Origin of the sequence: Rummeliibacillus sp. POC4 (assembly GCF_003576525.1) — a bacterium.
Taxonomy (GTDB): Bacteria; Bacillota; Bacilli; order Bacillales_A; family Planococcaceae; genus Rummeliibacillus.
The window spans coordinates 17,254-29,598 of record NZ_QWUA01000003.1 but is presented as its reverse complement, the minus strand read 5'-3'; the positions used below and the strand labels follow the sequence as shown (position 1 = coordinate 29,598).

The following is a 12,345-nucleotide window of genomic DNA, read 5'->3' as shown; positions in this document are numbered from 1 at the left end:
TCGTAAGGGTATCTCTCTGATCTTACCACCTTTGCCTTTTACGACTAATGTTGATGCTAAAAGAGCGATATCATACTAGAGGGCTTTTATTTTTTCACCCCCCTGAAAATCTTTCTAACAGGAATTCTCCTAAATAGAATAACTTTAACTTTAAGGGGGCACTACCACTCCATGAATGGAATTAGGGCTTATGATGTTCATCATAATTATAATATCTATTTATCTTTCAGTTTAATACAGCAATAAAAGAAAAACCCGACTCTCAAATGAAAGTCGGGGAAAACTTACGTTTTTTTAATCATTCCGTCCATCATTAAAGGAGGATGAGTTGATTATTTGTATTGAGCTGTAATTTCAGCAAGAGTAGTGTAACCTGCTGCTGGTTTACCAGAGAAAATAGCATCTGCAACTAATTTGTAATTAGTAGCTGTTGCACCAACTGCTTCACCAATATCGGTTACTGCTCCAGAAGTATAAAGGATTCCTTGTAAATCTGCTAATTTCTCAGCACCATTAATTGAATTTAAAACTTCTTTATAGAATGAAGTTTGAGTTGTTACTGCTGTAGATAATGTTTCAAAACTATTTACTGTAGCATCTTCTTGGACAAGTGCTGCTACTTCTAATTTTTGAGCATCTGTTAATTTAGCAAAGAATTTATTATCTAATTCATCAATTGCTTTAACTACGTCTGCTTCTTTAGTTAAAGCAGCATATGCAGTATAGAATGCTGCTTGAGCATCTGTTAACTGGTCTGCTGTTGCTTTTAGTGTGTTACTTGAATCTGATACTAAAGCTTCATATGCAGTCTTAACATCTGTATCAAGTTTTGTATATGCTGCGTTTGCTGCTACAGCTGCTTTTAAATCTTCTGCTGTAACTGTTGTTTTTGTTAGAATAGCTTTGTATTCATCAGCGAAAGCTTTTGCTGCTTCTGTATTGTTAACATCTGCAACTAATTGATTTGTTGTTTCTTTTGTTAATGGTGTAACAGCTGCTGGGTCACCTGTAGGTGTTAAAGCTTCTACTACGGCTGCTTTATATGCTTCTGCGTTAGCATCTACTACTTTTGTAGAATCTTCAGTTAAAGCTTGTACAGCTTTTAAATATTCAACTACTTGAGCATTTGTTGTAGAAGTTGTAACTTTATTCAGTTTATCTAATGCTGCTGTCGTTGCTAAATTTTCAGCATTTTCATCTCCAGGATTGATAATAGTATCTTTAATATCAGCATTACCTTTTTGAATATCTGTTAATAAAGTTGCACGAGTAGTTGAATCTTCAAGCACATTCCAATAACCTTGTTTATTAGCAACTTTTACTTCATCCGCTTTAATTACTGATTCATCGTCAACTGCTTTTACATATGCAACAAGTGCATTGTAAAGTGCTGTTGGTGTTTTTGCATCTGTAATTGCAAATTCAGCTTCTGCTAATTTTGAAGCTTTTAAAGCGTTTGCTTTTACTTTATCGCTTTTATCTTCTGCGTCATCTTCATCATGCCATTTTTCAATTAGAGCAGTTACAACTTTTTGTTCTGCTGCTGTTTTTGCTTTTAAATCTGTATTTGTAGGATCAGCAAATGGTGCTACTTGTGCAGCTTTTGTAATTTCTTTGATGTTTGCATCATCGATTGTTTTTTGAATCTTAGCAAATTCAGCATCTGTTACATCATCAGCATCTAAATCTAAATCTTTTACATCAGCTTCATAAGTAACAATCCAATCAGGATTTACTAATTTGAAGTTATTTTGTAGAGCTTTTAATAGAGCTGCTTGTGTTTTTGCAGATACTACTGCTTTAACTGCTGCTGTTTTTTCTGCTGCTACTGTTTTTTCTTCATCAACTTTGTTGATTAAAGCTTGCACATCAGCGATTTTTTCAGGAGTTTTTTCTGCGTCTGCTACTGCTGATAAGTAATCAGCAATTTTAGCTTCATCAGCGTAAGTAACACCTGCTGCATCTAATGCTGCTTGGAATTTAATTTGGTTACCAGCTTCTGCTGTATCAAGGATATCTTTAAGTTGGTTTACTAAATCGAAGTTAAATTCTTTGCCATCAACTTTCCAAACGCCTTCAAATTTGTAATCTGAAGCAAATGGTTTTTCGAATTGGAATTCAGCTGATGTAGCACCTTCAGCTAAAAGTGTTGCTACTGTTGCTACTTTGTTACCTTTGTTATCGATAACTTCAACGTTAGCATCCTCCTTGTCAGCTTTTAAAGCCGGAAAAGACACCTCTACACCATTAGGGTTAATCGCAGATTTTAAACCAAAAATTCTACATGATTAAAATTCAATGATACCAACAATTCACCCATGCACCAATTGTTGTTCAATACATAATCAAAGTGCAATGTTGCAGTAAATAGATGTTCAATACGGAATCAATAACAGAAAATCTATAGAAAAATGTTGCTTACATTATAATAGAAGAAACTCATGTGTTTTTGTGGTGATAACCGTCTTTACACGTACAAAAAATTAGCATTGAATGCAAAAAAAAAGAGCCTTATGAGACTCTTCCTTCCTAAAACAATTTCTCTACTTGCTTCTCATAGCCGTACTTCTTGAAGAAATCAATGAGTGCTACTTCAAACAAATCGCGTTGTGTCATATTATGTTCTGTCGCAAACTCTACTACCATCTGGTCTAAGGAATGTACCATCTGTACCGTTTTTGTTTTAGCTACGCCACCTTTTATCGTGTAGCGTGGAATCTGACCATTTACATTGTACGGCTGTAGAAGTTCAAGTAACTTAAATTCATTCTTCTTCAACATTTTTAGTAATGGTTCGTACTGTGCAAACCCTTCAAAACTTTCACCTGTTTGTGTCGACAGTACCGACAATTCTTCACTATCTACTTTCTTTTCAATTTTAGCATCTTTTACATAGTTTCCTACTTCTTGTGACCAGACAAAATTGTGATTTTTCATGTAAGCAGCTAATTGTTTGTAATCATCAAATTTCATCAACTGTGCAATCTTCTCTAAATCTAGGTCTTCTTGTTGCTCAATGAGTTGCACAATGCGATAGGCTTTACTTGTGTCGACAGTCGCTACTTCTACGTTAGCTGTAGGAACAAGTGCTGTTTTCTTTGGTGTTGTAGCAAAGCGATAGTTTTGATGCTCACTATCCCATTCAAAACCTTTTCTTCTCATGTAGATGTCGAGTGTTTTGTAATTTGCATGACCGAACTGCTCTGCTAAATCATCTCGCGTTTCTCCTTTTGTTAACCCTTGTAAGATTTCTTGTACACGCTTGTCTTTCATTACATCTTGCTGTTCTTTTACGGTTACCATTTAAATTCCTCCTAATAATGAATTAACTGAATGCCTGTTTCTTTTAAATGCTTAATTGATTGACTGCTGCTTCTAACTCACTATCTTCCATGTGAACGTAAATGCTTGTTACCGTTCGGAAGTCTGCATGTCCTAACAGTTTCGCCACTGTTGGCAAATTCACACCCTTTTTTACAAGGGTAGACGCAAAACTGTGTCTTAACGTGTGACAGCTTACATTCTTCTCAATCTTTGCTTTCTTAGTTGCTTCTTTAATTTCTCTATTCACGTACTGTTGAGAAACGCTACCTGTGCGTTCTAATGCAAAGAAGTTTGTTGTACTTACATGTGGACGTTGCGTATCTCTGTACATCATTAACTTATTTTGCAAAGCATCGTTCATTGGTACAATTCTATCTTTACCACCTTTACCTTCGATGACTTGAATCATTCCTTTGTTGAAATCTACATCAGCTAATTGTAGATTCAGACATTCACTGATGCGTAATCCTGTGTAAGCCAGTGTTTCTACAATCAACCTAATGAGTGGTTGTTGAATGTGGTGAATGAGTTCCCCTACTTCATCCGCTGTTAAGAAATCACGTGTGACTTTTTGTTTCTTCAATTGGTCTACATCTTGCATGATGTTATAGTCAATGATTTGCTTCTTCGCTGCATAGGCAAAGAACCCGTTTAATGTACTAATGACAAGGTTCACACTGTTCACTTTCCAACCTTGTACGTCTTTTAGTTCATAGATGTATTCTTCCACATCTTCTACTGTTACATCTTTCATTTCTAATGGAACATTGTACTTCTCATCAATAAATCTAATGAAACCTTGAATCTGATTTTTGTAAGTACGAATTGTTGACTGACTACGGTTAATGCGTTCCATCTTTGTAAGATAGGCTTCTTTTACAACTGCAAGTGTTGGCATTTTTATTCCTCCAGTTAATAGATTGATGATGAACATCAAGTTAATAATATATACTTGAACTGTTAATAAAATACGGCACTACTCAATGAGTAGTAGCCGCAATTTTTTAATCATTGTTGTCGACAGTAGAGCAAGTAAATTTTGGTAATACTTTTGATATTTCTTCGATAGTTGCTGTGTTCGTTAGTGTGATTTCTTTATGTTGTCCAACATTTCTAATCTCAAAGGTAATGCCAATGTCTTTTAAATTAGATTGTACTTCTTTTAAACGTCTGCTTAAGAATGACGCTGATTTGGGATAGCGTCTATCTGACACATCAATTCGTTGATTAGTTGCTGTCATATCTAACTGACTTAATAAGCTAGCCATTGAACCATGCCATTCTTTTTTTGAGTGCATGAATGTTGTAACGACTGCTGAAACAGGATGCGTTTGGATTACTTCATCATTAAAAACAAGACGATTACGTTCGTACGCTTGTAAAAACTTCTTACCATTTCCTTCTTCTATCGCTTCTGCAATTGCATAGCCCCACTTCGCAAAATCTGCTAAACGAGGTAGCTTATCAAGTTTTACAGTCGGATAGATGTGCATAGCTTTTTGTAGTACTTTCAAAATGCCACCTAAAATCATCGGCTTGTCTTTTTCAAACAAACGATTTACTTCATCTTCTGTTCTACGTTCTTCTTCAGGAATTCGTTCAAGTTGAATGATAAGCGAACGGTCAACTAAGTCTGGTTCAGTGACGCTGAAATTAATGCCATTTAACATGACAACTCTGCGAATGTCTAATAACACTTCATCATTCGTTGTGTAGAGTTTGCGTAAAGGAATTGCGCCACCTGTTGATGTCATGCAAAATGTATCTGATTTATCTTTTGAAAAACCTCGAACATTGTCATAGCTCGCTACATAGTTTGCATAAAGTGTCGTACGGAAATCAGATTCTTGTTTGGCTAATTGTAGTTTTGGCTGTTTTGCTGGGTCAATTAGTTGGCGTGTCATTGTCATCGTTGTTGATTTTGCTGCCCCTTTTTCTCCTTGAAGAACAAGAATAGCATGGGCAATTGTTGGAATAAACGCGGTACACACATTAACCACATAAAGCAATTTATTTTCTTCATTCATTCGTACATGGTCAAACAATTTGTGAATGTTACCATTCTCTAAATCTGGTGTTACTTGCTTTGCTTCATTTGCAGTTGTTCTAAAAAATACTTCGTCAGTAGGCGCAACTGAAATATTTTCTCGTGTAATTTTTACTACCTCTCCTTTCTCATTCGCTAAGTTGTAATAAAGTGCTTTATTTACATGTGCTACTCTTAGATATTTATGTCGTTCTACCCCTTCAAACTTCGCTTTTGCTTTAAATGTGTCTACTACTCTTTGTAATGACTCTCTTGGTACAGACTTATTCGTTTCTACAAAATAGCAATAAGTGAGATAGTCTTTAAAATCTTTACTATTTACATCCACTGTTTCTGTTCGCTCTTTACGCTGAATAATTGTGTACGGTTCGTCTAGTTCATCTGTGTAAAGAGGTAAGTTAAGACAAATTTCAGCTAACACTTCATAAGCTTTCTCTACTTTCTCATCACTTAAAGCTGACTTGGGTTCTAGCATTTCTCTTAAGCTGTGCCAATCATTTCCCTCACAACTTGCATGATGGCAACCAGCAGCAATTGCACCGTTGCTAAATTGTTGAATGAAAGCAGCTGTGTCTGTGTGTTCCTCGTTCCAAGGACATTTCTCTAAGACATAGATTTTACTGTCCTCTTCTTCTTTTACATGATGTACTGTTAATTCATGACGCTGCATAAATGCTTCTACATTAAAAGATTTCTCACTTTTAACAGTTGAATGCGTAGTCGATTGTTTCTTAACATTGTTTGATTTAGACTGCTCTACTTTCGCCATTGCCGACACTTTTTGTAATTTTTCTTCGGGAACGGGGCTTAATGTTGTTGGAAAATCAGAAAGGATTGCCATTGAATGCGGTCTTTCTTTTGTATTTTCACCTTTACATGCCATCGTACCGTACACTTTACTGATACGAGAAGCATTGTAAGTGGTGACATCTACATCAGCTTTATCAGTAGAGAATTTTTGATGTAAAGCTTTTAACACACTTTTAATTAATTCTGTCGATGCTTTGTCATTCGGTAAATCAATTGGATAAAGTAAATGTGCACCGTTACCACTACATGCTTCAACTGGTTCACTCCAACCTTGTGCATCTGTGAATGCTTTGACTTGCTCCGCTACATCACAAGCCGCATAAAATTCTTCTTCCGTTGATGATGTGTTTGCTGGACGTTTTGGGTCAACATCTATTAACAACCATTTTCTAAAAGCAATGTCTGCATCTTTTGTTGTTGTCTTAGCATGTGTGTGTAAGATGTTTGCTGTAATGTTCGATGGTAATTCAGCAATTGGATTGAGCGTAATGTAAACACCTTTCACCTTTCCACTGTACTTAATCATTTCAGCGATAAACTTTTGTTCGTCATTAAAGTAACCACTAATGATTCCTGATGGTGTTCCTAACAATCTTGCTTCTACAAAGTAATTCTCTACCTTGTACAATCGGTAAGTCTTTGTAATGTCCTCAATATCGTAAGCATTGTTAAAGCTTTCTTTTTGGTGATTGTGGTTTGTTGTCATTTGAAAAACCTCTCTTTTTTAGATTGAATTTGTTGACAATGCCGAAATAATAAGATTGAATATTCAAACTTCTTTAGTTTTAAAATAATTGTTAACCTTTTAATTATCTACGAAATGATTTTCACTTATTTTCTTGCACTGCCACGTTAACTGAACCTAGTGTAACGTACTCTAGCATTTTTCCACAAAGTACTTAAAAAGTCTGAAATATTAAGAAAGCTGCTTTATTCCAAAAAAAAATCATTTCCTTATTTAAAAATGATTTTTCTTCATATTCCTTTCTATTTTTTAACCATTAGGTCAACTAGCCTTAAAATTTTTATCGCCTTTTAAGCCTCGTAAACTAATAAACCATAATTTTACATTCTAAAATATCTTTAGTAACATTTTAAAAATCACAATAAATCGACTGCATTTTTCTTTTCCACACTCGAAATATTAATGTAATGCTTCATCGTTGTGTTCACTGATGAATGCCCTGCAAGTTTCGCCACTGTCGCCATTTCTACACCATTTTTTAATAGTCTTGTGCAAAATGTGTGTCTTAACATATGTGGATGAATGTGAAACTGTAGATGCTTCCCTACTTCATCAAGCCATTTACGAACCGTATCTCTGTGCAGCTGTTCAGCTCTTTGACTAATTAACAAGTAACGACTGTTAGAAAATACTCCTTCTGCACGCTCTCCTTTGATGTACTGCTGAATGACTTCTTTCACATCTGAACGTAGCGGCACTTCTCGAATCTTGCCACCTTTACCATTTACTCTTAATGTACTTGTTAAATTATCAATGTCCTCTAATCTGACATTAACCAATTCACTTACACGTAATCCTGTGTACAAAAGCATGTATCCCATTACTCGTTTACGTTGACTCTCTTTCTCCATGTGAAAAAGAAATCGTTCGACTTCTTCTTCATTCAACACACTTACTTCATCTTCTGAACCATTCGCTACTTTCACCTTGTCTCGTTTAATGCTAATGTACACATCTTTGACCAGTAAGGTACGGAACAGCCAATCATTGTACACTTTCAACGATGTGATTTTTTTATTAATCGTATTCACTGCTACCTCTTGTGCTTTTAAATGTTTGATGTAGCTTGTGAAATAGAATCGGTTAATCATTTCTTCTTTGGCTACTTCACGCTCATTTAAGTACTCATTGAATTTACGAACATCATTTACATAGCTTTTTACAGTTGCATCTGCTTTCCCATCTTCTATTAACCATTGTTTAAAATTCATTACGACTTGTTCATCTGTCATTTTTCTTCCTCCTTATTTTTCAGTAAAGCTCTTTCGATTATTGAATCCTTTTTGCAAAAAAAGAAGCAACCATCATTCATTGGTTACTTCTCAATCAAATTTATCTTAATGATTGCACATTTTTCTATTGGTCTATTTCTTTGATGATGCTTCTGTTAACTCTTTTGCTAAAGCAGCTGCTGCGGCTGCAATTGCAATGACTACATTTGTCCAATTCATCTCATTCACCACCTTAACCAAAAAGAAAGACACCTTATCTTTTAAAAATGTCTTTCAAAACTACTCCATTCTTTAGCTGTAAAGTAAAAAGATACACTGTTGTTTCAGCATCGTAGAATACACTCATGCTTAATTCATTCTCTAATTTTGTGTAGTAGCGTAATGTAACAATGCGGATTCTTTTTGGTAACTGATTCCATTGGAACGTAGTAAAACACTCATCATTTAATTCAAATTTGTGTACTTCTTGTTCCTCTTGTTTAATCATTGTTGCTTCCACGTTCTCTCCTGTAAAATTTAATACATGTGCTTTAAATTGTACTAGTAACTCATTCATTGATTTCATTCCTCCTTTTCCTTTCAGCTACCTACATCTTTACAGTCCTGCACTCATTTTTAAGTACGCAATGTAATTAGAAACAAGCTGTTGGTCATCTACATCGTACATTCGACTAATCGCATCTTCTACATCATTTTCATCTAATGTCGTTTCTGTTGGCACTAAATCAGCCATCACGTAATCCATGAAATCTTCTTCACACATTAATTCACCTGTCATTTCTCCAAATTCTACTTCACGGTAATACGGTTCACCATCTACAATTACTCGATGAAATTTCTTATTCATTTTGTCCATCTCCTTAATCGTTGCAGTTTTAAGATAATGCAACGGTTTGATTTTTACTTCTTTCCTTGCAAAACATCAATTTCTATTCTTTCACTGTCGGCTAAATTACTTTTTCAACGAAATGCTCATTATTAATCATGCGAAATCTGCTGAACCACTTCATCATTCACTAACAGAATTTCAAGTGGTTCTGGTCTACCTACTTCAAGTTGAATTAGTAAGTACTCGTTGTCATGCTCATCTCGGTAACTTGTCATTTCTGTTTGAAGCGTTTCTGTTACACCTACTAACATTTCAATTGGTACAATTGTTTCGTCTATCTCGTCAGCGTACAGTAGTACACCTTCAGCAGTAATTTCTTCTTTCGGTACATAGATTCCGTAATCTTCACGCAGTACAACTTGCATCTTTTCAATCGCATTCACTTAAACTCCTCCTCATTTTCACTTCAATCTAAATCATTTCATGCATCTGAAAGCCCCGAACAGGGAGCTAAAACGTGGAACTCTTCAACAATCACAGATTTGGCAAGCCAATCTTTTCAAAGCTGTTTTAACCTCCGTATGCCGTTTCACATTTCAACTTTCCTTTTCACAAAATAAAAAGCTCATTCCCTATTGAAAGAGAATGAGCTTCTTGTTCTTACACATTAATAATATATACTTGAAAATCTACTTTAAAACAGTAAGTAAAAAAAGAAAAACCCCTAACTCCGAAAAGCTAGGGGGAAAAGAGATTCTTTAATTGTTAATCATTCCGTCCATCTTTAAGGGAGGAGGAGTTGATTATTATTATTCTCCAGCTTGAGCTACTGTTACAGTAACTGTTGCTGTTACTGCTGCAGTTTCACCTTCAGCTGCTTTTAATGTAACTGTTGCTGTTGTAGTATCTTCAGTTGTTACTACAATCGCATCTTTTGTTAAAGCTGCTACTAATTTATTATTTGTAGCTAAAGATTTGATAGCTGGTAATACTGTTTCAGCAGAAGGAGTTGTACCTGCTACTAATTCAACTGATTTACTATCAAGTTTTGTTTTAGCATCTGCTAAAATTTCAGCATCAGTAGCAATTTCATCAATTGCCTTTTTTGCATCACTTAATGCTGTCTTTACTGCGTCTGTTGACTCTGCATTATTGATTGCACCTGTACCCTCAGTAATTGCATCTTCAAGTTCTGATGCATTTAAAGTGTAAGCTTCAGAATTTACATATGCTTCTAAATCAGAAATTGCTTGTTCTTTAGCGTTTGCTAGTTCTTCAGCCGCTACTTCTTCTTTAGTTTTTAATTTAACTGAAATTGCTTTAGTTGCGATTACTTTACCTGCATTATCTTTAACACGTACTGTAATTGTACCTGTACCATTATTAGTAGGGTTAGAACCATCGATTAATAGTTTACCGTCAACAACTGTTACAGCACCTACTGTAGATACGAAATCAAATGTACCAACTTGTACAGCACCATCTTTGATTGTTAATTTACCATCATTAGCGATAGTTACTGTATCAGTAGAAGAAAGTTTTACATTTGCTGCTTTTAAAATATTATCGAAAGTATATTCACCATTTTCAGTGATTGCTGGTTCTTTCTCAAATGTTACTGATGAAATAGATGGAGTGCTATCAGTTACAACTACTTTATACTCAGCACGTACTAATTCGCCTTCTTTGATTTGAATTGTTTCTTCACCAGCTTTTTTAGCAGTTACAGTAATTTTATTATCTTCATCTAATGCTGCTGTTACTACGTCTGTTTTACCTGATTTAGTAGCTACTGTGTATTTATCGCCTAACTCTTCAGCACCGATTAATAAATCGCCTTCAGCATATTTGTTATAAGCTAAAGTTAAAGTATCATCTTCATCATCAATTTTATCGATAGTATTATCTTTTGATTCTGAAGTAGCATCAAGTTCTAATACACGTTTTGCCACAGTATTACTGCTACCTACTTTTACTGGAACAGATAGTACTTCATTGTCTTCTGATTTGAATACTAATTTACCTTCACCAATATTAGTAGCATCACCTGTTACTGTTACTGTTACTTGTCCTTTAGCATCAGTAGCTGTTAGTTTTGTGACTGTTAAAATGTCCTTTTTATCTGCATTTTGAACTGTTGTAGCAGTTAAATTAGCGCCTTTAATTGCATCACCAAATTGGTCTTTAACTGTTAGTGTAATTGTTGAAGTAGCACCTGTTACAGTACCAATTGATTCTTTATTAGCAGTTACTGTTGTTACTTCACGAGCTTCATCAACTACTGTTAATTTAACTTCTTTTGTAACTTTACCAATAGAGATAGTGATTGTTACTTCACCTGCTTGAACAGGAGTAATTTTACCATCTGCCCCTACTAAAGCTACAGTTTCATCAGATGATTTATATTTTACTGTGTTGCCAGTAACAACGTTTGCAATTTCAGAACCATCTACGGCTGTACCTTTAGTTGGTACTAATGTTGCTGATTCACCACTATTGATTTTTGTACCTGATAATTCAACACCGTTTGCAGTTAATTTGTATTCATTAATAGCAGCAACTGCTTTACCATCAACAAATGTTACTTTTGCAAACTCTGAAGTTTTTGTTTCTTCACCTTTAGTAACAACTACTTGATACTCAAAATCTCCTGCTTCTGTAGCTTTTACAAGTTCACCTGTAGTAGATGTTGCTGAAGCGCCACTGTCACCCACGAAAACTTTTTTAGAAGCTTTAAAAGTTACTTTGTAACCTTCTTCTTCAAGTTTTTTAAGGTCTGCATCTTCACCATTAACTGTAAAATTTACAGTTTGGTCTTCTTTTCCTGTGTAAAGTGTTTGGTTAATCGCACTTACTTCAACAACTTTTAATTCGTCTTCTTTATCGACTACTGGTTTTCCATCTTTATCTACAACTTTGGAAGCTAGAATATCAGCAGCTTTATTATCAGCTACTAATTTTGCAAATGCTTTAGAAGCATCTCCACTATTAGTATTTTTATATTTTAAAAATTCTTTTACATCAAAGAACTTACCATCGCTTGAAACAACATATTTTGGTGAAGAAGCACCTTTTAGAATTTCTTCATTAGTATTTTTCCATTTAAGATAGCTTGTTGTTGGAAGAGATAAAAGTTCTCCGTTTTCATTTTCTATTACTACTCCACTAAGTACTAATTTAGTTTCATCTGAAGCATTTGTAGTTTGAGCTGCATCAGCAGTTTTTTCAGCAGCGAAAGCATTAGGTCCTACAGATGTTAAAGCAAGAGTACCAATCAAAGCTGCTGTGGTTAATACTTTAAAAGGAATTTTCATGGAAATACTACACCCTCTCTTATATCTTAAAATCAATCCTTACT

The 12,345-nt window shown here is 34.9% G+C and carries 9 protein-coding genes; all 9 read right to left on the bottom strand.

The window, feature by feature from the left end; all coding sequences use genetic code 11:
* Positions 1 to 332: 332 nt before the first annotated feature.
* The 9 genes from D1606_RS01035 to D1606_RS00995 all read right to left on the bottom strand — a co-directional run bounded on the left by D1606_RS01035 (position 333) and on the right by D1606_RS00995 (position 12,301).
* Positions 333 to 2,237 carry a hypothetical protein gene (locus D1606_RS01035; RefSeq protein WP_119414163.1) on the bottom strand — a complete coding sequence of 635 codons (1,905 nt, stop codon included), beginning with the start codon at positions 2,235 to 2,237 and terminating at the stop codon, positions 333 to 335.
* 292 nt (positions 2,238 to 2,529) lie between these two features.
* Positions 2,530 to 3,303, bottom strand: coding sequence for a hypothetical protein (locus D1606_RS01030; protein ID WP_119414162.1), 774 nt, complete (start codon positions 3,301 to 3,303; stop codon positions 2,530 to 2,532).
* 43 nt (positions 3,304 to 3,346) lie between these two features.
* The gene (locus D1606_RS01025) at positions 3,347 to 4,222 is read right to left on the bottom strand and encodes a tyrosine-type recombinase/integrase (protein ID WP_158582300.1); all 876 of its coding nucleotides are present in this window, start codon (positions 4,220 to 4,222) and stop codon (positions 3,347 to 3,349) included.
* Between the two features lie 106 nt (positions 4,223 to 4,328).
* Positions 4,329 to 6,887 carry a hypothetical protein gene (locus tag D1606_RS01020; protein WP_119414160.1) on the bottom strand — a complete coding sequence of 853 codons (2,559 nt, stop codon included), beginning with the start codon at positions 6,885 to 6,887 and terminating at the stop codon, positions 4,329 to 4,331.
* Between the two features lie 395 nt (positions 6,888 to 7,282).
* On the bottom strand, positions 7,283 to 8,158 hold the full coding sequence (locus tag D1606_RS01015; protein ID WP_119414159.1) for a tyrosine-type recombinase/integrase: 876 nt from the start codon (positions 8,156 to 8,158) through the stop codon (positions 7,283 to 7,285).
* A gap of 253 nt (positions 8,159 to 8,411) precedes the next feature.
* On the bottom strand, positions 8,412 to 8,714 hold the full coding sequence (locus D1606_RS01010) for a hypothetical protein (RefSeq protein ID WP_119414158.1): 303 nt from the start codon (positions 8,712 to 8,714) through the stop codon (positions 8,412 to 8,414).
* Positions 8,715 to 8,753: 39 nt separating this feature from the next.
* Complete coding sequence (locus D1606_RS01005; RefSeq protein ID WP_119414157.1) at positions 8,754 to 9,005, bottom strand: hypothetical protein; 252 nt, start codon at positions 9,003 to 9,005, stop codon at positions 8,754 to 8,756.
* A gap of 131 nt (positions 9,006 to 9,136) precedes the next feature.
* Positions 9,137 to 9,430, bottom strand: a complete 294-nt coding sequence (locus D1606_RS01000; protein WP_119414156.1) for a hypothetical protein — start codon at positions 9,428 to 9,430, stop codon at positions 9,137 to 9,139.
* 366 nt (positions 9,431 to 9,796) lie between these two features.
* Positions 9,797 to 12,301 carry a hypothetical protein gene (locus D1606_RS00995; RefSeq protein WP_119414155.1) on the bottom strand — a complete coding sequence of 835 codons (2,505 nt, stop codon included), beginning with the start codon at positions 12,299 to 12,301 and terminating at the stop codon, positions 9,797 to 9,799.
* Positions 12,302 to 12,345 lie beyond the last annotated feature (44 nt).